Below are 24,855 nucleotides of genomic sequence, written 5' to 3'. Positions count from 1 at the left end.
ACCCGACCGAAGAGCATTTCTTGCCGCTGTTCTTTGCGCTGGGGGCAGCGGGCGATGATCTGCATGCCCATTACCTGAGCCGTGAGGTGATGTACGGCATGCTTGCCATGGATGCCTTTGCCCTGTTGCCTGCTGCATGAAGTGCTGCTGGGGTGGCAGAATCGACCCCATCACTCCGAATGGGGATTGCCATGCTTGAACTGCCGCTCACTTTTTTGCAGCGCCCTGCTGCCGCCGCTACCCCCCGGCCCTGGTTGCTGGTGCTGATGCATGGGGTGGGCAGCAACGAGCAGGATTTGTTTTCGCTGGCGCCGCAGATTCCCGAGCGGTTCCATGTCATCAGCCTGCGTGCGCCGTACCGCATGGGGCCGGGCTCGCATGCATGGTTTGATTTTTCCATTGAGCCAGGGGGTGCGCGCAGCTACAACACCGAGCAGGAAGCCGCCAGCCGTGCGCTGGTGGCCCAGTGCATCGAGGCGGCCTCAACGCAACTGGGCATTCCGCCAGAGCGCATAGTGGTGGGGGGGTTCAGCCAAGGCGGCATCATGGCGCTTTCGCTGCTGCTGACCCGGCCCGAGCTGATGCACGGGGCGGTGGTTTGGCACAGCCGCCTGATGGCAGAGCTGCTGCCGCTGACAGCCCCGCACGATGCGCTGGTGGGTCGCAAGCTGTGGCTCAGCCATGGCACCAACGACAACGTGATTCCGCTGGCCAACGCGCTGGCCGTGCGCCACCACATGGACACGCTGCCCGTTACGGTGACGTACCGCGAGTTTCCGGGCGACCATGAAATCCGCCCATCGGAGCTGGCCGCCACTGTGGCCTGGCTGGAAGGCTTGTCGACCCGACCTGCTGCGTATTAGCGATCGACCGGCAGCGCCACCGTGCGCTTGACCTCCTTGAGCGAAAAACTGGTCGATATCTCGCGCACGCCCGGCAGGCTGCGGATGCGGGTGCGCACATAGTCGGCAAAGGTTTCCAGGTCGGGCGCCACCAGTTCCACCTGGTAGTCGTAGCGGCCCGACAGGTTGTGGCACGACAGCACCTGCGGCAATGCCAGCACTTCGCGCTCAAACGCTGCTGTGACCTCGGCTGTGTGGCTGTGCAGGCCCAGTTGCACAAAACCCAGCACGCCATAGCCCACGCGGTACCGATCGAGGTGGGCGTGGTAGCCACTGATGACACCCGATTCCTCCAGTTGCCGCACCCGTCGCCAGCAAGGCGAGGTGGAGAGTGAAACGCGCTCGGCCAGTTCGCCCACGGTGGCACGCCCGTCTTTTTGCAGAGCGTCGAGCAGTGCGCGGTCTACGGCATCCAGCGCGGCAATGGTCGGTGGCATTATTTCCTTTTTGAGTGGATTTTTGGGGTTGATTATTCTAAAAATATACTGCTTTTTATCCTGAATAGCGATTTTTTACCTGTGGATTTGGCAAAGAATTTGGGTATTCCAATAGCTTCAGGAGACCAGCATGGCCAAGGCACACGACAGCACCGGGGGCTTTAGCACCCGCGCCATCCATTTCGGCTACGAACCGGCCGACCACCAGGGCGCGCTGGTGCCGCCCATCTACACCTCGGCCACGTTTGCCTTCCCCGATGTGGGCTATGGCGCGCGCTGTTTTAGCGGCGAGGAAAACGGCTACTTCTACACCCGCATTGCCAACCCCACGCTGGCGCTGCTGGAAGGCCGCCTGGCCAGCCTGGAGCAGGGTGTGGGCGCGGTGGTGTTTGGCTCGGGCATGGGCGCGATCACGGCCACGCTGTGGTCCATGCTGGAGCCGGGCGACGAGATACTGGCCGACCTCACGCTCTACGGCTGCACCTTTTCGTTCTTGAACCACGGCCTCGCACGTTTTGGCGTCAGCGTGCGCCATGTGGACATGACCGACCCCGCCAATGTGGCCGCCGCGCTGACCGACCAGACGCGCGTGGTCTACCTTGAGTCGCCTGCCAATCCCAACATGCGCCTGGTGGACATTGCGGCGGTGTCCGCCCTGGCCCACGCACGCGGCGCCAAGGTGGTGGTGGACAACACCTACTGCACGCCCTACCTGCAGCAGCCCCTGCTGCTGGGCGCCGATGTGAGCGTGCACTCCATGACCAAATACCTGGGTGGCCACGGCGACTTGACGGCCGGTGCCGCCATCTTTGCCGATGCCGAGCTGGCCCAGCGTGTGCGCCTGTATGGCCTGAAAGACATGACGGGCGCCGTGATGTCGGCGCAGGACGCACACCTGGTGATGCGTGGCCTTAAAACCCTGGCACTGCGCATGGACCGCCACTGCCAGAGTGCACAAATGGTGGCTGAATTCATTGCGGCGCACCCTGCCACGGCCGTGGTGTATTACCCTGGCCTGCCCAGTTTCCCGCAGCACGCCCTGGCCAAGCAGCAGATGCGCCAGATGGGCGGCATGATCGCGTTTGAACTCAAGGGCGGTTTACAGGAGGGGGTGTGCTTTATGGACGCGCTGCAGCTCGTTACCCGTGCCGTGAGCCTGGGCGATGCCGAAACCTTGGCCCAGCACCCGGCCAGCATGACGCATTCGGTCTACACACCCGAGGAGCGCGCCGCGCACGGTATTGCGGAAGGCCTGGTGCGCCTGTCGATTGGCCTGGAGGATGTGCAGGACCTGCTGGCCGACATCGGCCAGGCGCTGGACCTGGCCCATGCAATGGCGCTCAAGAGCGCGCCGTCAGTGCAGGCAGAGGCAGGGCGGTCTTGTAGCGCACCTGCTTGAGGGCAAAGCTGGAGCGGATCTTTTCGATCCCCGGAATCGGCGAGAGCTGTTCCAGGATGAATCGCTCCAACGCCCCCATGTCGGCCACGGCGACGCGGATCAGGTAGTCGCTGTCGCCCGTCATCAGGTAGCACTCCATGACTTCGTCCTGCTCGGCAATGCGGCGTTCAAAATCGGCCAGCGCCTCCTTGTTTTGCGCCTTGAGGCTGATGCTGATGAACACGTTGAGCCCCAGGCCCAGCGCCGCCGCATTGGCCAGCGCCACATAGCGGCTGATGACCCCCGCCGCTTCAAGTGCCTTGACGCGCGCCAGGCACGGAGAAGGCGAGAGGTGCACGCGCCGCGCCAGCTCCACATTGGAGAGCGAGCCATCGGCCTGCAACTCGCCCAGAATGCGTAAATCGACAGCATCCAGCTTCATATGCTTGAAAATTAAATTTTGACAGCGCATTGTGCCGTTCATGTTCGGAATCACAGCGCAATCAGCACCACATTTTTCCGCCAAACGCCTACAGTCCTCGCCATGAACGCCCTCACGCCCCACGCCATGCTGCAAGTGCCGCAATCCCAAGATATCGACCCCGAAGAAACGGCAGAGTGGCGCGATGCCTTTCTGGCCCTGGTCGCCACGCAGGGGCCAGAGCGGGCGCGCCACCTGCTGCAAGAAATTGTGGGTGTGGCGCGGGCACAGCGTGTGGGCTGGCAGCCCGACCTGAACACGCCGTACGTGAACACCGTGGCGGTGCAAGAGCAGGGCGTGTTCCCCGGTGATTTGGCCATTGAGGAGCGGCTCGGTTCCATCATCCGCTGGAACGCGCTGGCCATGGTGGTGCGCGCCAACCAGGCCTACGGCGAGCTGGGTGGCCACATCGCCAGCTACGCCAGTGCGGCAGACCTGTTCGAGAGCGGCTTCAACCATTTCTTCCACGCCCGCGAAGGGCTGGGCGAGGGGCAGCACCGGGGCGACCTGGTGTTCTTCCAGCCGCACAGCGCGCCGGGCGTGTATGCGCGGGCGTTTCTCGAAGGGCACCTCTCCGAGCAGGATTTGATGCACTACCGCCAGGAGCTGACGGCGCCCACCGTCGGTGCGCAAGGCTTGTCGAGTTACCCGCACCCGTGGTTGATGCCCGATTTCTGGCAGTTCCCCACCGGGTCGATGGGCATCGGCCCCATCAGCAGCATCTACCACGCGCGCTTCATGCGCTACCTCACGCACCGCAACCTGCTCGACTGCACGGGCCGCAAGGTCTGGGGCGTGTTCGGCGATGGCGAGATGGACGAGCCCGAAAGCACCAGCGCGCTCACCCTCGCCTCGCGCGAGGGGCTGGATAACCTGGTCTGGGTGGTTAACTGCAACCTACAGCGCCTGGACGGCCCCGTGCGTGGCAACGGCCGCATCATCGACGAGCTCGAGCGCCTGTTCGCTGGCGCGGGCTGGAACGTGGTCAAGCTCGTGTGGGGCAGCGACTGGGACGGCCTGTTCGCGCGCGACCTGACCGGCGCGCTGGTGCGCACGCTGGAGGCTACGGTGGATGGCCAGATGCAGACCTTTGCCGCCAAGGACGGGCGCTTCAACCGCGACAATTTTTTCGGCCAGAGCCCCGAACTGGCGGCGCTGGCCCAGGGCATGACGGACGAGCAGATCGACCGCTTGAAGCGCGGCGGGCACGACCTGGTGAAAATCCACGCGGCCTACGCCGCGGCCGCCGCCCACCGGGGCCAGCCCACCGTCATCCTGGCCCACACCAAGAAGGGTTATGGCATGGGCACGGCGGGCCAGGGCAAGATGACCACGCACAGCCAGAAAAAGCTGGACGGTGCCGACCTCATCGAGTTCCGCAACCGCTTCAACCTGCCGCTCACCGATGAGCAGGCCACCAGCCTGGCCTTCTACAAGCCCTTTGAGGACAGTCCCGAAATGCGCTACCTGCGCAGCCACCGCCAGCAGCTGGGCGGCTACCTGCCGCACCGCGAAGCGATCTGCGAGCCCTTGCCCGTACCGCCCATCGCCAGCTACGCGCAGTTTGCGCTGCAGGCTGCGGGCAAGGAGATGAGCACCACCATGGCCTTTGTGCGCATGCTCGGCACTTTGATGAAAGACCCCGCGCTGGGCCCGCGCATCGTGCCCATCGTCGCGGACGAGGCGCGCACTTTCGGCATGGCCAATTTGTTCAAGCAGGTCGGCATCTACAGCAGCGTGGGCCAGCGCTACGCGCCCGAGGACATTGGCTCGGTGCTTGCCTACCGCGAGGCGCTCGATGGCCAGATCCTGGAAGAAGGCATCAGCGAGGCCGGCGCCATTGCGAGCTGGACGGCGGCGGCGACGAGCTACAGCGTGCACGGCCTGGCCATGCTGCCGTTCTACATCTACTACTCCATGTTCGGCTTCCAGCGCGTGGGCGACGCCATCTGGGCCGCGGCCGACCAGCGTGCGCGGGGCTTCTTGCTGGGCGCCACCTCGGGCCGCACCACGCTGGGCGGCGAGGGCCTGCAGCACCAGGACGGCACCAGCCACCTGGTGGCCGCCACCATCCCCAACTGCAAGGCCTACGACCCGGCCTATGCGGGCGAAATGGCGGTCATTGTGGATGCTGGCATGCGCGAAATGGTGACCGAGCAGCGCGACGTTTTCTACTATGTCACGCTGATGAACGAGAACTACGCCCAGCCCGACCTGCCCGAAGGTGCGGCAGAAGGTGTGTTGCGTGGTTGCTATGTTTTTAAGAGCTACTCGCGCTTGATAGATAAGCGCGAGAGCACGATTTCATCCAAATCCGTCACCCTGATGGGCTCTGGCGCCATCCTGACCGAGGTGGTCAAGGCCGCCGCACTGCTGGCCGCAGAAGGCGTGGATGTGACCGTGCTCAGCGTGACCAGCTGGAGCGAGCTCGCGCGCGATGGTGTGGCGTGCGAGCAGCGTTGGCTCGCGGGCGAATCTGCGCCTGCATCCGCATGGCTGACGCAGCAGCTGGCCCCAACACGCGGGCCTGTGATTGCAGCCACCGACTACGTGCGCGCCGTGCCCGAGACGGTGCGGGCACTTGTCCCCGAGGGCCGCAAGTATGTGACCCTGGGCACGGACGGATTTGGACGCAGCGACACGCGCGCTGCACTGCGCCAATTTTTTGGCGTAGATGCTTCCAGTGTGGCCCAAGCTGCACGACGCGCGATGGCCGCTGGCTGACGAACACGGGCGCCGTGTGGGCGCCTGCTGTCGTTCCGCGACTCCGCAGTTCCGCCGCCGGGGTGGGGTGGGTGAATGCCGTTGCCCAATTCGGTACAGGCTTCCTACAATGGCCCAGCAACCTCGAGAGGGCGCCATGACACACGTCACCTGGGACCACAACCCGCCGACCACCTGGACAGCGATGATGGATGGGCAAGCACTTTGCTCCGTCAAGCGCAAGGACATTGGCGGCTGGACGGCGGTCTGGATGGATGAGCGCCTGTGGCCGGCGCCACCCCATCTGCCCAAGGCCATGCCCCAGCCCACACGGTTTTTCAGCAGTCTGGAAGAAGCCAAACTGGCGGTCGAGCAGGCGCTGTCGGCGTGAACCCTTGTCGGGCCTGAATCCGTCAGGCATCCAGCAGCTGGCTGGATTCCATCAGGTGTTGAAGTGCTTTGTTTTTTATAGCGGCCAACGCAATGCCAACAGGCGCCAGGGCCGACACTGATTCGTGGAACTGCTTTTTTGCAGCGCCCACCCGCCATGCCGACTGCAAGGCACCAAAGGGCCTTGCACCTTGGCCCCTTCGGTGCCCTAGGGGCCGCAGCCACATGGTCAGGGCAGTTTGACGGCCGCCACCGCGTTGGACGTGGAGATGAAGAGCGTGGTGTCGTGCACGGCAATGCCCCAGGGCTCGTCGATGAGGCCGGGCAGATCGCCTGCCGCAAATCCCTGGCCCCAGGGTTGGCCCACCAGCGTGCTGACCTGGCCATCGACGCCAATCTTGCGCACCACATGGTGGCGCGGATCGGTCACATAGACGTTGCCCTTTGCGTCGGCTGCCAAGTGGGCCTGGGAGTCGGAGAGTGCCGCGCCTGTGTCCACGGCCAGTTGCGCCGACGATACGGGGCCATTCACCAGCCCGGGGGGTATGTCCGCGCGGCCTGCAACGGTGCTCACGCTGCCTGCGGGGGTGATCTTGCGGATGGTGGGGCCCACGCCCGTGATGTTGTGGTAGCGCCCATCGACCACATACAGGTTGCCCGCAGGGTCCAGCGCCATATGGCCCAGCGCTGAGAACAGCGCCGAACCGGCAGGGCCGTCTGCATGCCCCCGTGCGTTGGGATTGCCTGCAAACAGGCTGACGGCACCGGTCGGGCTGATCTTGAAGATCACGCCTTGCAGCGACGATGCGTACAAGGTGCCCGCATCGTCGGCGACCAGGCCCGTGATCCCAAGATCCAGAAATGCTGGGATGGCATTTAACTGGGCGGACAGGTCCGCAAAAACTGCGACGTTGCCTGCGGGCGTGGCCTTCAGGATGCGCTTGAGAGAGTAGGAGTAGATGTTTCCGGCACCATCCACGGTGAGTGCTTCAGGGCCGCAAAAGGCGACTTCGTTGATTGGCCCCGTGATTTGCGAGCACGGGTTTTTAACCCTGCCCAGGGTGCCCACCATGCCATCCGGCTGAATGGTTCGAATGGCTGCATTGTTGCGGTCGCGCACATACAGGGTGCCTGATTTGCCCACGGCCAGCGCCCCAGTGCCGTCGAACCGGGCTGCGCTCCCGCTGCCGTCGGCCCAGCCAGGGCTGGGTGCAGTTCCCACTTTCAAGTCGGCAGCGCTATCGCGGGGGTAGCGGTGGATCAGCGCGTAGCTTTGGAAGCTGCTTGACGCGCTGTTTTCGGTGACGAGGAAGCGCCCTTGGGCATCCACCGCGAGGCGTTTGGCGGCGCAAAAGGCAGGCGGCAGGCTATCGGCGCCGAAGGCGCAGTCCGCTGCGCGCCGCACGGTGGTGACGGAGCCATCGGCTGCGATCTCGCGCAGCGGCGTGCCCAGGTGCCTGTCCAGCACAAATATCCGGTTGGAGCGGTCTATGGCAATGGCTTGCAGTTCGCCAAACTTGGCCGCTGATGCCGAACCGTCCACATGGCCAGCGTTGCCCTGGGCCACGGTGCCTGAGAGCACCGTGGCCTGTCCACCGGGCGCAAATTTGCGCACCACATGGTCGTTGGGATCGGCAGCGTACAAGGCCCCGGCGGAGTCGGCCGCCAATTGCACCGGGTAGAAGCGAGCGGGGTTGTTGCGCCCTTGTCCTGGCGTCGGAATCTGGCTGACCTTGAACACCACGGTGCTGACCACGCCGGTTGGTGTGATTTTGCGGATGGGGTTGCCCGTGGGCTCGGCAGGCAGGGTCTGCGTCAAAGGTGCCCATTCAGAGACATAGACATTGCCATCCTTGTCCACGGCAATGCTGGTGGGGCTACACAGCGTGGCCGCCGTGCCGGTGCCGTCGGCATTGCCACACACGCCCACCTGGCCGGCCAGCGTGGTGACGTTGCCGGATGCATCGATCTTGCGCACAAGGTGGTTCCCGGCGTCGGCCACGTAGGCGTTGCCCGCCGCATCCACCGCCACGGCCAGCGGCGCGTTGAAACGGGATGCGGTGCCTGCGGCGTCCAGGTAGCGCGTCTCGGTGCTGCTCGCGTCACTCCGTGTGGGGCCGCCGCCTGCCACGGTGGTGAGCTGCCCCGAGGGAGACAGTTTGCGAATGGTGTTGTTGCCGGGGTCCGCCATCAGCACGTCGCCCGTGGGGGTGAGCGCCATACCGCCCGTTTCGACGCTGATCTTTGCAGAAGTCCCGGTGCCATCCTGGTTGCCCGGGCCATCGGTGCTGCCTGCCAACAAGGACAGGGCTGTGGCGGGCGGCGGTGGCGGGGCTGGTGTATCGCTGGAACCCCCGCCGCAGGATGCCAGCACAGGGATTGCCAGCGAGGCCAGAAGCCTCCAGCGGGCTCGGTGTGGGGGGCATGGTTTGCTTTGCATATAGCTTCTCTAAAAATCTGAGCCTGGATCGCAGGTTGGCAAGGCTGGCCATCAGCTCGCTGAAAACGTGTGTCGAGATCGCCAGAGCGGTGCCATGGATAGAAACGTGATGGGGCTTCGAATGCTCGCTGATTGCGCAGTCACTGCGAACGCGAACCCCTCATCGGACACGCGGTGCGTTCACGGTAACTGCACCTGCACCACGGCGTTCGGCACCGAGATGTACATCATGCTGCCGCGCACGGCGATACCTGTCGGGCGGTTGATGATGCCCGGCAGGTCGCCAGCAGCAAAACCGTATTTCCATGCCTGGCCCACCGGAGTACTGACCTGGCCATCGGTGCCGATCTTGCGGACCACGCTGGTGAAGGGATCGGTGACATAGACGTGGCCTCTGTTGTCCACGGCGAGGCTGGCCGTCTGCGCGGGCCAGCCTGCGTACTGCTGCACGGTGAAGCGGGCGGCAGCGGCAGGGCCATCCGCGTAGCCAGGGGCCGCGTTGGGGCTGCCCGCCAGGGTGCTGACCAATCCGGACGGCGTGATCTTGCGAACGGTCGGCCCCACCTTGTTGATGTCGTAAAACAGGCCGTCGATCACATACAGGTTGCCCGCTGCATCGGTGGTCATGTGGCCCAGCGCAGAAAACTGTGCTGCCGCGCCTTGGCCATCCACGTGTCCCACGGTGCCCAGGCTGCCCGCAAACTGCGTGATTTCGCCCTTGGTGTCGATCTTGAAGATGGCGCCTTTGAGGCTGGCGACATACACGTTGCCGGTGGTGTCGGCCGCGATCCCCGATGCCACGCCGAGGAAAGCCGTGGGCACCTTGTCCAGCCACGGTGCCAGGTCGGCCAGAAGCACGGCCTGGCAGTTTGCGGTTTTCAGGACGCGCGCACTGTTGATGGTGTAGAGGTTGCCCGCGCCATCGGTGGCCAAGGGGGCCGTGGAGTTGGACAACACGTCCTCGCCCAGGCCGGTGATTGCGGCGCAATGCCCATCCGGCTTGCCCAGGGTGCGCACCAGCCCGTCGGTCTGCACGGTGCGAATGGTGCGGTTGCCGCTGTCGCGCACGTACATCGTGCCAGACGGATTCAAAGCGATCGAGTCAGGCGCGTTGAAGCGCGCGTTGCTGCCCTGGCCGTCGTTCGCGCCTTCCGCAGAGGGTATGCCGACGATCGCGGTGGAAGCGCCTTGCTGCGTGTAGCTGCGCAACTGGGCGTACTGAGTTGCCGAGTTGCGAATCCCGTACTCGGCAACAAGGAGTCGGCCGTCGGGCGTGATAGTCATCTGGTCCGCAGTGCATAAAGTGCCTGGACTGGCCCCACTGCCGTCCCCACCAAAGGCGCAGGTCGTGGCGCGAACGATGGTCCTCACGCTTCCATCGCTGCCTATCTGGCGGATGGCCGGGTGGGCGTACCAGTCCAGGACGAACAAGCGATTCGCCGCGTCGAATGCAATGGCCTTGAGATCGCTGAACTTTGCAGCGGACGCGGAGCCATCGGTATTGCCAGCGTTGTCTGCAGCCGGAACGCCGGACACCACGGAGGCCTGGCCGTTCGCTGCATACCTGCGGATCACGTGGTCATTGGGGTCTGCCGCGTGGAGCACGCCGCCCGAGTCGGTGGCCAAGTGCACTGGTCGGTAGGTTTCGATGGCCGGGCCTGAAATGAATACCAACGTGGGAAACTGGCTGGCCTTGCTGGTGAGCGTGGTCACTTCACCCGTCGGAGCAATTTTTCGGATGGGGTTGGCGATGATCTGTGTTGCTGACTGCTTTATTTCGGAAACGTACACGTTGCCCGCTTTGTCTACGGCAATACTGGTGGGGCTGCACAAGGTTGCGGAGTTGCCTATGCCGTCCTGGTTGCCGCATACCCCGGCCTTGCCAGCAAGGGTGGTCACCGTACCCGCAGTGCTGATCTTGCGCACCAGATGGTTATCGGTGTCAGCCACGTAGGTGTTCCCCGCCGCATCGACAGCCGCTCCCATGGGGCGGTAAAACCGCGCTGCAGACCCATTGCCATCGGCGTGGTTGGATGGGACGTTCGCCACCCAGCCTCCACCGCCCGCCAAGGTGCTGACCTGCCCGTGGTCGGCGCTGAGTTTGCGAATCTGATTGTTGCCACTGTCCACGATGATGACTTCGCCCGCGCTGGTCACGGCCATCCCACCTAGGTACGCGCTGAGGCGTGCGGTGGAGGGCGCTGTGCCATCCTGGTTGCCCGCACCGTCGGTGTTGCCGGCAAGCAGCGACAGGGCCGTCGCGGGAGCAGGAGGGGGCACCGGGGCAGAGGAGCCGCCACCCCCGCATGCGCTGAGCAGCGGGACAACCAATGCGGCAAGAATGCCCACACGTTGGAACGGAATCCTGGAGGCAATACCTGTCATGAAGCGATCTCTAATAAAGAAGGTTGGATAGCGCCACCTTTGCGTCATCTGCGGACGGGAAGGAGGCATGGTGGATTGACCTCTTCAACGATAGCGCAAAATTTCGACCCGTCACCACATGTTTCGATTGGGAACAGATTCGGAAGATGGGCTCGTCAGCGCCACAGCGGTGGTCGCCCGTCTGTGTCGCAAACTGCAGACGTTTGAAGCCGCTTCGATCCCCAGAATGCTCTTCACGAACCACCCCGTGGCGTGCATCCGCGATCTTGGGCGGTCTGCGGCATCAAGCCAATGCTGGGCACCGACGGCTTTGGCCGCAGCACTGCGCGCCTTTTTTGGTGTGGACGCCCAGGCCATCGCGAAGGCGGCAAAGTTTGCGCTGGAGGGCTGACCGGTCCATCGGCACAGGGTGTTACGAACTTTTGCGGCTTTGGGGTTTCCAATAGGCTTTTGGCAAAAACCAGCACAGGGAGGCGCCCATGTCCGAACGAGAACGATCCACACTGAACCCGCCGCATGAGCCGTCCCGCTGGGGGCTTGTAGTGGTGGTGCTGGTCTTGCTGGTGGGGGCCGGGGGCGCCTGGTGGTGGTGGCAGCAAGCCCAGGTGTCCGTGGCGACACCCGCACCGCCGCCCGCTGCGGCCAGCGCTCTACCGGTCGCAGCAGCGCCTCCTGCGCTACCTGCATCGGAACCGGCTTCAGGCCCGCAGAACCCGGTCGAGGCTTTGGCGCCACCCGATGCGGCCCTGCCCGCCCTGGCAGGATCAGACGATCATGTGGCCCGCGCGCTGGGCGAACTGCTGGGTGCACGCGATATTGCGGTCTTCCTGCAGATGGATGGCCTGGTACGCCGCGTGGTGGCCACGGTGGACAACCTGGGGCGCGAGCATACCCCTGCGCGCCTGTGGCCGGTCCACCCCACGCCCGAACGCTTTGCCGTGGTTGGCAGCGGCCCGGTGCAAACCATTGGCCTTGACAACGCCGCTCGCTATGGCGCGCTGGTGCGCTGGATTGAGTCGGTAGACATGCAGCGGGCCGTGGCGCTGTATGCGCGGCTCTATCCCTTGTTCCAGCAGGCCTACGAAGAACTCGGTTACCCGGGCCGTTATTTCAATGACCGTCTGGTGGCCGTGATTGACCACCTGCTCCAGGCCCCCGAGCCCGCCAGCCCCGTGGCGGTGAAGCTGACCGAGGTGAAAGGCGACGTGCCATCCACCCGCCCCTGGGTGCGCTACGAGTTTGCCGACCCGCAGCTGCAAAGCCTTTCGAGCGGGCAAAAAATTATGGTGCGCGTGGGGTTGGAGAACGAGCGCCGTTTGAAGGTACGGCTGAAGGCGCTGCGTGCGTTGGTGGCGACGGGGGCGGTTGCCAAGGCTAAGCCTTGAGGTCGGCGGGGCTGCTATTGTGAAGATGCGCCGTTTGCTGTCTCTGCGCTTTGGGTGAGGTCGGAGGCCGGGACTCGCCCCGGCGGGCGACCTCCTTTCTTGTGCGCGACAAGAAAGGAGGCAAAGAAACGCGCCCCACAGCCTGCGGCCCCTGCGGGGCACACCTGCGCCGGGGTGCTTGCGGGGTGCGCCGCATAACTCACTACGCTGCTGCGCAGCTGCGTTCAGACAAATGCGGCGAGTCAGATCACGAAGCGGGTGTGTCCTGCGACACACCCGCCACCCCGCAAGCACCCCGCCGCAGGCGCAGCCAGAAGGGGGTTGGAAGTCCGATACGGGCCATTGCTGCGCTCGGCCTGACTTGCGCGGCGCGTAGCGCCGCTACCCTCTCGGGGCCGAGCGCAGCAATGGCCCGGGTGGATGCCCGATCCCAGGGTTCCCTTCAGGATGCGCCGAGGAGCGCAGGGGATGGCGGATCAGGGCTCGCGATTGTTTGAGCGCCGCAGGCGCGAGTTCGAGCGAGACCCCGCTGGACGCACCGCAGGTTGCCCGCAGCGTAGCGCAGGGACGCAGCCTGCAGGGGCGCCCTTTCTTTGGTGACTTTCTTTCGGCGAGGCGACGCGAAAGAAAGTTACTCGCATGCCGGGCGACTCCCGGCCTCCGCCCTCAGCAATAGAAAATTTTCAAAAAAGATAGCTACCACCGCAATACCGGCAAGCGCCATAGCCACATTCGACCCAAACATTAGATTGCAGACCGAAAGAAGGCATCGAGCACCGGCACCAGCCCCGGAAACTCCAGCGCAAAGCGCTCGCGGTTCACAAAATACGCCTCGCAAGCCACCGCAAAGAACTCCGCAGGAGCGGTGGCTCCATAAGCATCCAGCCAGGGCCATTCAGCGCCAAAGCGCTCAGCCTTGATCACTGCCTCGCGGAACTGGGCGTAGGCCGGTTCCCAAGCTGCCCACCAGGCCTCGTAGGCTGCGCGGCCACCGCGCGTGCCCATGAAACCCGCAGGCAGCGGGGGGCAGCCGTTGGCGTGGCCGCTGCGCATGTCCAGCTTGTGGACAAATTCATGCACCACCACGTTGCTGCCGTGGTGCGCGGTGTGGGCGGCGTCCTCCACATGTTGCCAGCTCAGCATGATGGGGCCGCGTTCCATGGCCTCGCCCGCCAGCACCTCGGTGTAGTGGTGCACCACGCCGGCCTCGTCGCGGCTCTCGCGCCGGGCCACGGCTTCGCCGGGGTGGACGACGATGGTCACGAAGTCGTCGTACCAGCCCAGGGCCTGTGCAGCGTCGCCCCAGTGCAACAGCGGCAGGCAGGCCTGGGCGGCGATGTCGATGGCCATGGCGTCGGTGACCTCCAGGCCGTGTGCGCCGTGAAACTGCTTGTGGTGCAGGAACAGGGCGCTCAGGGCCCGCAGTTTGGCCTGGTCGTGCAGCGGCAATGCCGCCAGAAAAGGGTAACGATGCAGCGTGTGCAGCCACAGCGCGGCTGAAATATCAGGGACTGGGGCCAGGGTGGCGCGCAGGCTGCGGCGCAGGCGGTTCAAGAAGGCGGGCATCCGCACTACATGGGGCCGATGTGAACGCGTTCCAGCCCCTGGTCGGTGGCACGCAGTACCTCGGTGCGTGGTGGATGAGCGGCGGCATCCCAGTCGCTCAGCACTACGCGGTGCAGGTCGAGGGCCAGGGTGTGCTCTGCGGGGCGGTGGGTATGGCCGTGGATCAGCGTGCTGGCCCGTGCGGATTGCAGCCAAGCGATCGCGGCGGGGTCATCCACGTCGGCATAGGAGGCGCCCGACTGCTTGCGCGCTTCGCTTTGCTGGCGTATGCCGCGCGCCAGGGCGCGGCGACGGGCCAGGGGCAGGGATAAGAATTCCTGCTGCCATGCCGCACTGCGTGCCTGCAGGCGAAAACGCTGGTAGTCCACATCGTCCAGGCACAACAGGTCGCCGTGGCTGAGCACGATGCGCTGCCCGCCAAACGCCAGCACGGTGGGATCGGTCAGGCCAGTGATGCCACAGTGCTGCAAAAAGGCCGGGCCAGCGAGGAAATCGCGGTTGCCGTGCATGAAATACACAGGCAGGCGCCGAGTGGCGGCCTGCAGCGCGGCGCAGCATTGCGTTTCGAAGCTGCCAGGCTCAAGGAGGGCATCGTCACCCACCCAGACCTCGAACAGGTCCCCCAGGATGAAAAGAGCGTCTGCGGGGGTGGTCTGCAAGTAGTCCCGCCATGCCACCACGGTGGCAGGCTCGCTGGCCTGCAGGTGCAGGTCCGAAATGAAATCGACCGTACGCCAGTGCGGGGGAGCAGCAAGCTCTTCGAACCGGGGCACGGTCGGGGTCACGGTGATCGTTTCAGATCAGAGTGCCACGGCCTTCTCGATCACTACGTCTTCCTTGGGCACGTCGTCATGGAAACCCGAGCGGCCCGTTTTCACGGCCTTGATCTTGTCCACCACGTCGGTGCCACCGACGACTTTGCCGAACACGGCGTAGCCCCAGCCCTGGGCGTTGGGGGCGGTGTGGTTCAGGAAGCCGTTGTCGGCCACGTTGATGAAGAACTGCGCGGTGGCCGAGTGCGGGTCGCTGGTGCGGGCCATGGCCACGGTGTAGTTGGCGTTTTTCAGACCGTTCTGGGCTTCGTTCGCGATCGGTGCGTCCGAGTCCTTTTGCTTCATGCCGGGCTCAAAGCCGCCGCCCTGCACCATGAAGCCAGGGATCACGCGGTGGAACACGGTGTTGTTGTAGTGGCCCTTGTTCACGTAAGCCAGAAAATTCTCGGTCGACTTGGGGGCCTTGTCGGCGTCGAGTTCGAGGGTGATGACACCGTAACCGGTGATGTGCAGTTCGACTTGGGGGTTGCTCATGGCGGGTTCCTTGGTGGGGTTTACTTCAGCAGCGTGGCGGAGGTGATGGTGACGGGTGTGCTGGGCACGTTCTGGTACGGCCCCTTGTTGGTGGTGGCGACGGCCTTGATCTTGTCGACCACTTCAGTGCCCTGGATGACCTTGCCGAACACGGCATAGCCATGGCCGTCGGGCTGGGGGGCGTTGAGCATGGCGTTGTCCTTGACGTTGATGAAGAACTGCGCGGTGGCCGAATCGGGCGCGCCGGTGCGTGCCATGGCGATGGTGTAGGTGTCGTTCTTGAGGCCGTTGCTGGCTTCCAGAGGAATAGGCGATTTGGTGGGTTTTTGCACCATGTCGGCGGTAAAGCCGCCGCCCTGGATCATGAAGCCATTGATCACGCGGTGGAAGATGGTGCCGTCGTAGTGCTTGGCGTTCACGTAGGCGAGGAAGTTCTCGACAGACTTGGGGGCCTTGGCGGGGTCGAGTTGCACCACGATGTCGCCCATCGAGGTCGCCAGCTTGACCTTGGGGGCCTCTTGCGCCATTGCGGGTGCTACTGAAAATGTAGCTGCTAGCGTAATACCAGCAAGCGCCAGGGTCGAATTTCTTCTGGAAATCATCCAATTACTCCTTCGAAAAATATTTGCCAACGGTTGCCCCTGCGGGCCCAGAACTGGCGCTTGACGGGGCCGGTGCGTGCACCGGCGGCCACTTCGCCGAACGTTACCACCATGGTGTCTGTGCTGTCGGTCCAGCGCAGGTAAGACTTGTCTTTGAGCTGGAGTTCCCGCCCGCGCAGCGCCTGCGTTTCGGCATGCAGCACGGGGGTCCACTCGCTCAGTGGCTTTCTTTTGTAGGTCTGGAAGTCGGGGGCGTAAAAATCCAGCAGGCGCGGCATGTCGCCTTCGGTCTTGGCGTTGCGCCAGGCGTCCAGCACCGCCTCGAACGACTTGCGCTCGGCCTGGATGCTGTGCGGCTGCACCCACTGAAGCTGGCGCGCAATCACCACCGGGGTTGAACGCGGCTCCACGGTGCGCAGCAAGCGCTCCAGGTCAGGGTTGGCCAGCGCCACGCAGCCATCGGTCGCCTGCGGTGCGCGCGAGAACTGGTCGGGCGGCGTGCCATGCAGCCAGATGCCGCTGCCGGTCTTGCCGCGCAACTGGTCCAGCGGGTTGGGGTAGTTCAGGGGCAGGGCGCCCGCGCCGTAGAAATCGCGCAGGGCTTTGGGGTCCAGGCGGCTGGTAATGAAGTACACGCCCAGCGGCGTGCGCTGGTCGCCTTCGACGGCTTTCTCAATGCCCAGCTTGCCCACCGAGGCGTAGTAGTCGGCCACCAGCCGCAGGCCCTTGGAGGTGTTCTCAAACAGGTAGAGGCGCGAGAGCGCTGCATCGACCGCGATGGCATGCCGGTAACTGGGCGCCAACTGCAAAAACTGCGAGGGAATGCTGTGCTCGGGCGGCCGTATGCGCTGCGCCACCATGCGCTGGCGCGATTCGGTGCGTAGTTCTTCCAGCGCGGCCGCGCTGCCCGGTGTGCTGGCCACGGCCAGTTCGGTGGAAACATTGCCCAGGCGCTGCAAGGGGCGGCTGCGCGCCAGCAACAGGTCGCCCAGGGCCAGTTGGGCCAGCTGGAAGTGGGGGTAATCGCGTACCAGGCGTTCGGCCTGTTTCAGCGCTTCGCGGTGGTGCCCTTCGCTGGTGAGCCGGAAAACCTGCAGTAGCCGCGCCTCGGCCTGCCCGTCGCGCAGGGGGGCGGGGGGCGGTGCCGTGGGTGCTGGCCGGGCAGTCCGTCGGCCTTTTCCCCGGTCGGGGCCCTGGGACAGGGCGGGGGTGGCCAGCAGCAAGGACGCTGCCAGCCAGGCCACTGCAGCCATCCGGCTGCCCGTGGACGAAGCCACAAACATACGCAGTCTCAAGATGGGTGCAGGGCCGTCCGTGTGGCGGGCGCGGCCAGGCGGGTCAAGGCGAGGAAAGGTGTCATCAGCCGCCGGTCGATTCGCGCACGATGACCCAGCGGCCCTGGTGCTGCACCAGGTCCAGCGTTTTACGGCTGGACACGTTCAGGGTATCGGCACTGTAAGCCTGCTGGAAGCGGGCCGTCGCCTTGTTGCCTTGGACGGTGACCTGGATGTCCGACAGTTTCACGCTGATGCGGGATTTGCCCACGATGCGCGATTCGCGCTCTTTTTCCCAGGCGGCGCGCGTCTGGCGGCCAGGAGGATTGAACTCCTTGCCGTAGGAGGCAAGGTAGGCCTTCATGTCTTTGGCCGCCCAGGCGGCCGCCCAGTTCTGGACTGCAGCGGTGACGTCCTGCACGGTGGTATCCGCAGGGGCGGGCTTGGCGGGTGCGGGTGCCACAGCGGGCGCCGTCGCCTCAGGGGCGGGTGTGGCCGCTGGAACGGGCGCCGGGGCAGGTGGCGCGCTGGAGGCGGGTGCCACGGCGGGCGCCGCAGGTTTGGCCGTGGCCACGACGGCTGCAGGCGCTGTTGCTGGCGCTGCTGCAGGGGTGGGTGCGGTGGCCACAGGGCGCGCAGTGCTGCGTGTCTCGGCGGTGAACAGGTTGCGGATCAGGGCCAGCTTGGGGCGCACGGAACTGGCGTTGCTGCCGTCGAGCTGCAGTGCCTTGCTATAAGCCTGGCTGGCCAGCTTGGCATAGATGTCGCCCAGGTTCTCGTGGGCCGTGGCATAGCTCGGGTTGGTGCGGATCGCCATTTCCAGCGCGGCACGGGACTTGTCGAGCTGGTTCTGGTTGGCATAGAGCACGGCCAGGTTGTTGTAGGGCTCGGGCAGCTCCGGGTATTCTTCCGTCAGCTTGGTGAAGGTGGCAATGGCGTCGTTCTGCTTGCCTGAATCGGCCTGGGCCACGCCGCGCAGAAAGCGCAGCTGCGGGTCGCGGGGAGATTCGGCCAGGCGCTGGTCGGCCTTGGCCAGAGCTTCGGCGGCCTTGCCGGTTTTCAGCAGCTGGGCGATTTCTGCATAGTCGTTGGCATAGGCCTGGCCCACGCCCACGAGTGCCGTCAGGGCCAGCAGACGAAGGAGGCGGGGAAGGGTGCGTGTCATGGGCATGCAGTAGTGTGGGGGTGGGCAATGCCCGAACCCGGGCCGGGCTTATACTGCGGCGGATTGTAGCTGAGGGGGTTGTCATGACGGTACGCTGTTGCCACTGGTGATTTCCCATGGCGTCCCCTCCGGCGGGCGCCCAGCGGGAGGGTCGTTTGCCCTGGCGCCGCCAGATGAACGGGCCCTTCCACCCCCACCACGTTTCCCTGACCAAGATTCCATGAGTTTGCGCATCTACAACACGCTTTCGCGTGCACTGGAGGAGTTTTCCCCGCTCGAGCCCGGCCATGTGCGCATGTACGTCTGCGGCATGACGATCTACGACCTGTGCCACATCGGCCACGCCCGCATGATGATGGCGTTTGACGTGGTGCAGCGCTGGCTGCGCGCCAGCGGCTACCGCGTGACCTACGTGCGCAACATCACCGACATCGACGACAAGATCATCCGGCGCGCACTCGAGCGCGGAATCACCATCCGCCAGCTCACCGACGAGATGATTGCCGCCATGCACACTGACATTGCCAAGCTGGGCATTGAGCCTCCCAGCGTTGAGCCGCGCGCCACCGAATACGTGCCGCAAATGCTGTCGCTGATCGATACGCTGGAGGGCAGGGGCCTAGCCTACCGCGCCGGTAACGGCGATGTGAACTACGCGGTGCGCAAGTTCCCCGGCTACGGCAAGCTCTCGGGCAAGTCGCTCGATGAGCTGCGTGCGGGCGAGCGTGTGGCGGTCGATGATGGCAAGCATGACCCGCTCGACTTCGTGCTCTGGAAGGCCGCCAAGCAGGACGAGCCGCCCGAGGCGAAATGGGACAGCGCTTTTGGCGCCGGGCGCCCCGGCTGGCACATCGAATGCTCGGCCATGAGCTGTGCCACGCTGGGCGAGACCTTCGATATCCACGGCGGCGGCGCGGACCTGCAGTTTCCGCACCACGAGAATGAAATCGCGCAAAGCGAAGGCGCCCACGGTCGGCCGCTGGCGCGCTTCTGGGTACACAACGGTTTTGTGCGCGTCGATAACGAGAAGATGAGCAAGTCGCTGGGCAACTTCTTCACCATTCGTGACGTGCTCAAGGAATACGACGCCGAGACCCTGCGTTTCTTCATGGTGCGTGCGCACTACCGCAGCGCCTTGAACTACAGCGACGCCCACCTGGACGACGCGCGCCAGGCTCTCAAGCGCCTGTACACGGCGCTCAGCCTGGTGACGCCTGCCGATGTCACCGCGATCGACTGGACCGACCCCTGGGCCTCGCGCTTTCGCGCCGCCATGGACGACGACTTCGGCACGCCCGAAGCCGTGGCCGTGCTGTTTGACCTGGCGGGCGAGGTCAACCGCAGCAAATCTGCCGCCGCTGCGGGCCTGCTCAAGGCCCTGGGGAGCTGCCTGGGCTTGTTGCAAGGGGACCCGCAAGCGTTTTTGCAGGCCGGCGCCGGTTTTGACGAGGCAGCCATTGCTGCACGAATTGCCGAACGCGCAGCCGCTAAAGCGGCCAAGAATTTTGCTGAAGCCGACCGCATCCGCAACGAATTGCTGGCCGCGGGGATCGTCCTTAAGGACGCACCCACGGGCACTACCTGGGAGGTGGCAACGTGATGCCATTTCAATTAAAAATGACCTCCATGGCAGACGGGATAAGCGGTGTCAGCTACTAAAAAGATAGCTATTGAGGCTTCTGGCCTGGCCTCGCCCGGTTACTGGGTGGATGCGCGCAAGCACCTGATGAAGAAAGACCGGGTGATGAAGCGCCTGATCCCGCAGTTGGGCGATGGCACGCTGCAGTCGCGCGGGGATGCCTTCAGCACCCTGGCGCGCTCCATCGTGGGCCAGCAGATTTCGGTCAAGGCGGCACAGACCGTGTGGGACCGCTTTGCGGCGCTGCCCCGGGCCATCACGCCGGGCGATGTGCTCAAGCTCAAGATCGACGACATGCGTGCCGCCGGCCTGTCCGTGCGCAAGGTGGAGTATCTTGTGGACTTGGCCCTGCATTTCGATGCGGGCAAGCTGCATGTGGACGGCTGGCATGGGATGGACGACGAGGCCATCATTGCTGAGCTGGTGGCGATCCGCGGCATTGGCCGCTGGACAGCGGAAATGTTCCTCATCTTCCACCTCATGCGGCCCAACGTACTGCCCCTGGATGACGTGGGGCTCATCAATGGCATTAGCAAAAACTATTTTTCGGGCGACCCGGTCAGCCGCAGCGATGCCCGCGAAGTGGCCGAGGCCTGGAAGCCCTGGTGCACCGTGGCCACTTGGTATATTTGGCGGTCACTGGACCCGCTGCCGGTGACGTATTGAAATGGAACACCCCCCTGAGGCCCTGCGGGCCTTTCCCCCGCTCTCGCATTGCAGTGCAATGCAGGCAGAACGCCGCCGCCAGTGCGGCGGGGCGGCCCTCGCCTGGGGCGCGCCAGCTTCATGGGCTGCGAGTGCCTAGCGCAATGGATATCTGAAAGACAAGAGGAGAACCATCTTGGCGAAAAAAACATTCCTGGATTTCGAAAACCCGATTGCCGAACTCGAAGGCAAAATCGAGGAACTGCGCTATGTGCAGACCGAAAGCGCGGTGGATATCTCTGATGAGATCGACCAGCTCAGCAAGAAAAGCCAGCAGCTCACCAAGGACATCTATTCCGACCTGACGCCCTGGCAGATCACGAAAATTGCGCGCCATCCTGAGCGCCCCTACACACTCGACTACGTGCGTGACCTGTTCACCGATTTTGTCGAGATGCACGGCGATCGGCATTTTTCGGACGACAAATCCATCGTCGGCGGTCTGGCCCGTTTCAACGGCCACGCCTGCATGGTGCTCGGCCACCAAAAAGGGCGCGACACCAAGGAGCGTGCGCTGCGCAACTTTGGCATGACGCGCCCCGAGGGCTACCGCAAGGCGCTGCGCCTGATGAAAACCGCCGAAAAATTCGGTCTGCCCGTGTTCACTTTTGTTGATACGCCGGGCGCGTTCCCCGGTATTGACGCCGAGGAGCGCGGCCAGTCCGAAGCCATCGGCCGCAATATTTACGAGATGGCGCAGCTCGAAGTGCCCATCATCACCACCATCATCGGCGAAGGCGGCTCGGGCGGCGCGCTGGCGCTCAGCGTGGGCGACCAGTTGCTGATGCTGCAGTACTCCATTTACTCGGTCATCAGCCCCGAGGGCTGTGCGTCCATTCTCTGGAAAACGAGCGACAAGGCGCAGGAGGCCGCCGAGGCCCTGGGCATTACCGCGCACCGGCTCAAGGCCCTCGGTCTGGTCGACAAAATCGTCAGCGAGCCCGTGGGTGGCGCGCACCGTGACCCCAAGCACATGTCCTCGCTGCTCAAGCGCGCCCTGGGCGATGCTTTCCGCCAGGTGTCGGACCTCAAGGTGAAAGACCTGCTTGAGCGCCGTTACGCACGCCTGCAAAGTTACGGCCGCTTTACCGACACCAAGGCCGACAGCCGCTAACCCCCGGCAATCTCGCGGCAATCCTGAGGCGGTAAAACCCTTGGCGCACGAAAGTGCATCAAGATGTACCATCGTCAGCAGGCTGCCGCAGTATGGCGGTACGGGAGGACGCGATGGCATGGATGAAAACCCTGCGGGGCCAAATTCTTCTGATTTGTGTGGCCTTTCTGGTCGCCGGGCTTGCCGCCCTGGCTGCGGCCAACTACCTGGCGGTACGCAGCCAAGCCTATGCCTCGCTGGAAGCGCAGTCCCGCGCATTGGCCCTGAGCCATACCGAAGCCTTGCGTGACTGGGCCCGCAGCAAGGCCCTGATCGTCCAGGCGTCGGCCGCGGCGCTGGATGACCCGGAGGCTGCGCGCGCCTTGAACATGCTGCAAAAGGCTGGCAGCTTTCTCACCACGTACTTTGGCTATGCCGACAAGCGCACCGTGTTCTCCGAGCCGCAGAACCTGCCGCCCGATTACGACCCCACATCCCGCCCCTGGTACAAGCAGGCGACCAGTGCGCAGGCACCCATCCTGACGGCGCCCTACCCGGATGCCGGTGGTGCCGGGCTGGTGGTCACGTTTGCTGCGGCGGCCCGCCAAGGCAGTGATGTCAAGGCGGTGCTGGCGGGCGATGTGTCGCTGTCGGCCGTGGTGGCCAATGTGGCTTCGATCAAACCCACGCCGTCCAGCTATGCGTTTTTGGTGGGGAGTGATGGCAACATCATCGCCCACCCGGATGTCAAATTCGCCCTCAAACCAGCGACCGAGCTGTCTGCGCAGCTGTCGGCGTCGGCGCTGACGCAAATGGCGCGCAACACCGGGTTGAGCGCCATGGATCTGCAGGGCCGTGCCATGCTGCTGGCCGTGGCCCCGGTGGAGGGTACCCCTTGGATGCTGGCGATCGCGCTCGACAAAGCCGAGGCGTTGGCGGCCATCACCACCATGCTGCAGGTGTCCATCGCCACGGGCATGGTGGTGGTGTTGGCGGCGGGATTGGCGCTGGCGGCCATTTTGGCGCGCCGCCTGCGCCGCCTGACGCAGGTGCGCGATGCCATGCACGACATTGGCTCGGGTGAGGGTGACCTCGCGCGCCGGATTGATGCGCAAGGCGAGGACGAACTGGCGCAAATTGCCACCGACTTCAACAGCTTTGCCTCCAAGCTCTCGGGCGTGCTGCTGCAAATCCGCGATGCCAGCGGATCGGTGCGCGTCGCCGCCGAGGAAATCGCCTCGGGCAACCAGGACCTGAGCAGCCGCACCGAACTGACTGCGTCCAACCTGCAGGAGACCACCGCCTCCATGGAGCAGTTGACCGAAACCGTGCGCCAGAACGCCGATGCCGCGCGCCAGGCCAATCAACTCGTGGCCCAGGCGTCCAGCGTGGCGCAGCATGGTGGCAAGGTGGTGGGCGATGTGGTGAGCACCATGGAGCAGATCAATTCCGCCTCGCGCAAAATCTCCGACATCATTGGTGTCATTGACGGCATTGCGTTCCAGACCAACATCCTGGCGCTCAATGCCGCCGTCGAGGCGGCGCGGGCGGGTGAGCAGGGCCGGGGTTTTGCCGTGGTGGCCAGCGAGGTGCGCAGCCTGGCCAGCCGCAGTGCAGAAGCCGCCAAAGAGATCAAGGGCTTGATCAGCGCTTCGGTGCAAGAGGTGGCCAACGGCTCGCGGCTCGTGAACGACGCCGGCACCACCATGACCGATATCGTCACCTCGGTGCAGCGGGTGACCGACATCATGGCCGAGATCAGCGCATCCACCAGCGAGCAAAGCACCAGCATTGCCGAGGTGGGCCAGGCCGTGAACCAGCTCGACCAGATGACCCAGCAGAACGCGGCCCTGGTCGAAGAAAGCGCCGCTGCGGCCCAAAGCCTCAAGGACCAGTCCGTGCGACTGACCGAGGTGGTGGGGAGCTTTCGCCTCGCCTCCTAGCGCAACTGGGATGGGTCTGGCGCACAATGCGCCCCCATGTCTGTACTGCACGAGATTTTGCCCACCCCGGGAGTGGCCCCGTGACCCTGCGGTTCACCGAGGCCATGGCCCGCTTTACCCCGGCGCTGCCATTGGCCGTGGGGTTGAGCGGGGGTGCCGACTCGACTGCCTTGCTGTGGGCCTGCGCCGAGCGCTGGCCGGGGCAGGTGCGCGCCATCCATGTGCACCATGGGCTACAAAGCGCCGCCGATGATTTTGAACGCCATTGCGAAGCCCTGTGCGCGCGCCTGCAGGTGCCGCTGGTGGTGCAGCGTGTGGACGCTCGTCCCGTGCCAGGCCAAAGTCCTGAAGACGCAGCACGTGCGGCACGTTACAAGGCTTTTTGGGCTGCAACGCACGTCAGTCAAGCGCAACCAGCTATTCAATCAATAGCGCTAGCGCAGCATGCAGACGACCAGGTGGAAACGCTGCTACTGGCGCTCTCCCGTGGCGCAGGGGTGGCCGGGTTGGCCGCCATGCCCGACCACTGGCAGCGCCATGGCCTGGATTGGCACCGCCCCCTGCTGCGCGTGGCCGGGGCCGAACTGCGGGCCTGGCTGCAGGCACGCGGCGAGCGTTGGGTGGAAGACCCCAGCAACCAGGACGAGCGCTACACCCGCAACCGCATCCGTGCGCGCCTGCTGCCGGTGCTGGAAGCTGCTTTTCCGGCGTTCCGCGACACTTTTCCCCGCAGTGCAGGGCATGCCGCGCAGGCGAGCGAACTGTTGCTGGAAGTCGCGCAGCAAGACCTGGAAACGGTGGGCCTGCCGCCGCGCCTTTCCGCATTGCAGGCATTGAGCCGCGTGCGCCAAGCCAACGTGTTGCGCCACTGGTTGCGCCAGGCACACCAGACCACTCCGACTGCGGCGCAACTCGGCGAGTTGCTGTCACAGATTGCTGCCTGCACCACACGCGGGCACCGTATCCACATCAAGGTGGGCCGGGGATTGGTGGTGCGTGAAGGAGTGTTGCTCCGTTGGTACAATCCCTAGGTTTTGGCCCACATCAGCACGATAACCGG

General features: G+C 64.6%; 20 protein-coding genes. 10 read left to right on the top strand and 10 right to left on the bottom strand.

Translation table 11 applies throughout. The features are described from left to right. The first annotated feature begins 191 nt into the window (after positions 1 to 191). Positions 192 to 863: an alpha/beta hydrolase gene (locus ACYVOC_RS11520; protein ID WP_461161895.1), complete on the top strand. Its 672-nt coding sequence runs from the start codon at positions 192 to 194 to the stop codon at positions 861 to 863. Here the strand turns inward: ACYVOC_RS11520 and ACYVOC_RS11515 are convergent. Continuing rightward, complete coding sequence (locus tag ACYVOC_RS11515) at positions 860 to 1,339, bottom strand: Lrp/AsnC family transcriptional regulator (RefSeq protein ID WP_116004525.1); 480 nt, start codon at positions 1,337 to 1,339, stop codon at positions 860 to 862. The two genes, ACYVOC_RS11520 and ACYVOC_RS11515, sit on opposite strands and share 4 nt — an antisense overlap. A gap of 130 nt (positions 1,340 to 1,469) precedes the next feature. Between ACYVOC_RS11515 and ACYVOC_RS11510 the strand changes: the two genes are divergently transcribed. After that, positions 1,470 to 2,738 carry a methionine gamma-lyase gene (locus ACYVOC_RS11510; RefSeq protein ID WP_116004524.1) on the top strand — a complete coding sequence of 423 codons (1,269 nt, stop codon included), beginning with the start codon at positions 1,470 to 1,472 and terminating at the stop codon, positions 2,736 to 2,738. On the opposite strand, the gene ACYVOC_RS11505 is transcribed toward ACYVOC_RS11510, so the two are convergent. Then, positions 2,680 to 3,159, bottom strand: coding sequence for an Lrp/AsnC family transcriptional regulator (locus ACYVOC_RS11505; protein ID WP_461161894.1), 480 nt, complete (start codon positions 3,157 to 3,159; stop codon positions 2,680 to 2,682). The genes ACYVOC_RS11510 and ACYVOC_RS11505 overlap by 59 nt on opposite strands. Positions 3,160 to 3,261: 102 nt before the next feature. Here ACYVOC_RS11505 and mdeB point away from each other — a divergent pair, with 102 nt between their 5' ends. Beyond that, complete coding sequence (mdeB, locus tag ACYVOC_RS11500; protein ID WP_461161893.1) at positions 3,262 to 5,922, top strand: alpha-ketoglutarate dehydrogenase; 2,661 nt, start codon at positions 3,262 to 3,264, stop codon at positions 5,920 to 5,922. A 136-nt stretch (positions 5,923 to 6,058) separates the two neighbouring features. Further along, entirely contained in the window at positions 6,059 to 6,292 is a 234-nt protein-coding gene (locus ACYVOC_RS11495; protein ID WP_461161892.1) for a hypothetical protein, read from the top strand. Between the two features lie 228 nt (positions 6,293 to 6,520). Here ACYVOC_RS11495 and ACYVOC_RS11490 read toward each other — a convergent pair whose 3' ends face one another. Next, positions 6,521 to 8,665, bottom strand: a complete 2,145-nt coding sequence (locus ACYVOC_RS11490) for an NHL repeat-containing protein (RefSeq protein WP_461161891.1) — start codon at positions 8,663 to 8,665, stop codon at positions 6,521 to 6,523. 246 nt (positions 8,666 to 8,911) lie between these two features. Beyond that, positions 8,912 to 11,116 carry an NHL domain-containing protein gene (locus ACYVOC_RS11485; protein WP_461161890.1) on the bottom strand — a complete coding sequence of 735 codons (2,205 nt, stop codon included), beginning with the start codon at positions 11,114 to 11,116 and terminating at the stop codon, positions 8,912 to 8,914. A gap of 479 nt (positions 11,117 to 11,595) precedes the next feature. On the opposite strand from ACYVOC_RS11485, the gene ACYVOC_RS11480 reads away from it, so the two are divergent. After that, positions 11,596 to 12,501, top strand: coding sequence for a DUF3014 domain-containing protein (locus tag ACYVOC_RS11480; protein WP_461161889.1), 906 nt, complete (start codon positions 11,596 to 11,598; stop codon positions 12,499 to 12,501). Positions 12,502 to 13,245: 744 nt separating this feature from the next. On the opposite strand, the gene ACYVOC_RS11475 is transcribed toward ACYVOC_RS11480, so the two are convergent. The 6 genes from ACYVOC_RS11475 to ACYVOC_RS11450 all read right to left on the bottom strand — a co-directional run bounded on the left by ACYVOC_RS11475 (position 13,246) and on the right by ACYVOC_RS11450 (position 18,415). Next, positions 13,246 to 14,067 carry a M90 family metallopeptidase gene (locus tag ACYVOC_RS11475; protein ID WP_116004518.1) on the bottom strand — a complete coding sequence of 274 codons (822 nt, stop codon included), beginning with the start codon at positions 14,065 to 14,067 and terminating at the stop codon, positions 13,246 to 13,248. A 5-nt stretch (positions 14,068 to 14,072) separates the two neighbouring features. Continuing rightward, the gene (locus ACYVOC_RS11470; RefSeq protein WP_461161888.1) at positions 14,073 to 14,852 is read right to left on the bottom strand and encodes a UDP-2,3-diacylglucosamine diphosphatase; all 780 of its coding nucleotides are present in this window, start codon (positions 14,850 to 14,852) and stop codon (positions 14,073 to 14,075) included. A gap of 15 nt (positions 14,853 to 14,867) precedes the next feature. Continuing rightward, a complete protein-coding gene (locus ACYVOC_RS11465; protein ID WP_116004516.1) occupies positions 14,868 to 15,374 on the bottom strand; it encodes a peptidylprolyl isomerase in 507 nt (168 codons plus the stop codon). A gap of 20 nt (positions 15,375 to 15,394) precedes the next feature. Further along, positions 15,395 to 15,976, bottom strand: a complete 582-nt coding sequence (locus tag ACYVOC_RS11460) for a peptidylprolyl isomerase (RefSeq protein WP_461161887.1) — start codon at positions 15,974 to 15,976, stop codon at positions 15,395 to 15,397. Then, positions 15,973 to 17,259 carry a L,D-transpeptidase family protein gene (locus tag ACYVOC_RS11455; protein WP_116004514.1) on the bottom strand — a complete coding sequence of 429 codons (1,287 nt, stop codon included), beginning with the start codon at positions 17,257 to 17,259 and terminating at the stop codon, positions 15,973 to 15,975. The genes ACYVOC_RS11460 and ACYVOC_RS11455 overlap by 4 nt, the downstream gene beginning before the upstream one ends. Positions 17,260 to 17,335: 76 nt before the next feature. Beyond that, positions 17,336 to 18,415: a YybH family protein gene (locus ACYVOC_RS11450; protein ID WP_461161886.1), complete on the bottom strand. Its 1,080-nt coding sequence runs from the start codon at positions 18,413 to 18,415 to the stop codon at positions 17,336 to 17,338. Between the two features lie 220 nt (positions 18,416 to 18,635). Between ACYVOC_RS11450 and cysS the strand changes: the two genes are divergently transcribed. The 5 genes from cysS to tilS all read left to right on the top strand — a co-directional run bounded on the left by cysS (position 18,636) and on the right by tilS (position 24,826). Beyond that, positions 18,636 to 20,015: a cysteine--tRNA ligase gene (gene cysS / locus ACYVOC_RS11445; RefSeq protein ID WP_461161885.1), complete on the top strand. Its 1,380-nt coding sequence runs from the start codon at positions 18,636 to 18,638 to the stop codon at positions 20,013 to 20,015. A 45-nt stretch (positions 20,016 to 20,060) separates the two neighbouring features. Then, positions 20,061 to 20,720 carry a DNA-3-methyladenine glycosylase family protein gene (locus tag ACYVOC_RS11440; protein WP_116004511.1) on the top strand — a complete coding sequence of 220 codons (660 nt, stop codon included), beginning with the start codon at positions 20,061 to 20,063 and terminating at the stop codon, positions 20,718 to 20,720. Between the two features lie 175 nt (positions 20,721 to 20,895). After that, positions 20,896 to 21,873 carry an acetyl-CoA carboxylase carboxyltransferase subunit alpha gene (locus ACYVOC_RS11435; RefSeq protein WP_116004510.1) on the top strand — a complete coding sequence of 326 codons (978 nt, stop codon included), beginning with the start codon at positions 20,896 to 20,898 and terminating at the stop codon, positions 21,871 to 21,873. Positions 21,874 to 21,986: 113 nt separating this feature from the next. Then, a complete protein-coding gene (locus tag ACYVOC_RS11430) occupies positions 21,987 to 23,795 on the top strand; it encodes a methyl-accepting chemotaxis protein (protein ID WP_461161884.1) in 1,809 nt (602 codons plus the stop codon). Positions 23,796 to 23,899: 104 nt separating this feature from the next. Then, positions 23,900 to 24,826: a tRNA lysidine(34) synthetase TilS gene (tilS, locus tag ACYVOC_RS11425; protein WP_461161962.1), complete on the top strand. Its 927-nt coding sequence runs from the start codon at positions 23,900 to 23,902 to the stop codon at positions 24,824 to 24,826. The last annotated feature ends 29 nt before the right edge of the window (positions 24,827 to 24,855 follow it).

The sequence above is a fragment of the Simplicispira piscis genome (assembly GCF_054783455.1).
This window is presented reverse-complemented; position numbering and strand designations above follow the sequence as displayed.

Coding starts and splice junctions, on each gene's coding strand:
- ACYVOC_RS11485 (WP_461161890.1), bottom strand. CDS start 11,116: ATGACAGGTATTGCCTCCAGGATTCCGTTCCAACGTGTGGGCATTCTT.
- ACYVOC_RS11465 (WP_116004516.1), bottom strand. CDS start 15,374: ATGAGCAACCCCCAAGTCGAACTGCACATCACCGGTTACGGTGTCATC.
- tilS (WP_461161962.1), top strand. CDS start 23,900: ATGGCCCGCTTTACCCCGGCGCTGCCATTGGCCGTGGGGTTGAGCGGG.
- ACYVOC_RS11515 (WP_116004525.1), bottom strand. CDS start 1,339: ATGCCACCGACCATTGCCGCGCTGGATGCCGTAGACCGCGCACTGCTC.
- ACYVOC_RS11460 (WP_461161887.1), bottom strand. CDS start 15,976: ATGATTTCCAGAAGAAATTCGACCCTGGCGCTTGCTGGTATTACGCTA.
- ACYVOC_RS11475 (WP_116004518.1), bottom strand. CDS start 14,067: ATGCCCGCCTTCTTGAACCGCCTGCGCCGCAGCCTGCGCGCCACCCTG.
- ACYVOC_RS11510 (WP_116004524.1), top strand. CDS start 1,470: ATGGCCAAGGCACACGACAGCACCGGGGGCTTTAGCACCCGCGCCATC.
- ACYVOC_RS11455 (WP_116004514.1), bottom strand. CDS start 17,259: ATGTTTGTGGCTTCGTCCACGGGCAGCCGGATGGCTGCAGTGGCCTGG.
- cysS (WP_461161885.1), top strand. CDS start 18,636: ATGAGTTTGCGCATCTACAACACGCTTTCGCGTGCACTGGAGGAGTTT.
- ACYVOC_RS11480 (WP_461161889.1), top strand. CDS start 11,596: ATGTCCGAACGAGAACGATCCACACTGAACCCGCCGCATGAGCCGTCC.
- ACYVOC_RS11505 (WP_461161894.1), bottom strand. CDS start 3,159: ATGAAGCTGGATGCTGTCGATTTACGCATTCTGGGCGAGTTGCAGGCC.
- mdeB (WP_461161893.1), top strand. CDS start 3,262: ATGAACGCCCTCACGCCCCACGCCATGCTGCAAGTGCCGCAATCCCAA.
- ACYVOC_RS11495 (WP_461161892.1), top strand. CDS start 6,059: ATGACACACGTCACCTGGGACCACAACCCGCCGACCACCTGGACAGCG.
- ACYVOC_RS11450 (WP_461161886.1), bottom strand. CDS start 18,415: ATGACACGCACCCTTCCCCGCCTCCTTCGTCTGCTGGCCCTGACGGCA.
- ACYVOC_RS11520 (WP_461161895.1), top strand. CDS start 192: ATGCTTGAACTGCCGCTCACTTTTTTGCAGCGCCCTGCTGCCGCCGCT.
- ACYVOC_RS11430 (WP_461161884.1), top strand. CDS start 21,987: ATGGCATGGATGAAAACCCTGCGGGGCCAAATTCTTCTGATTTGTGTG.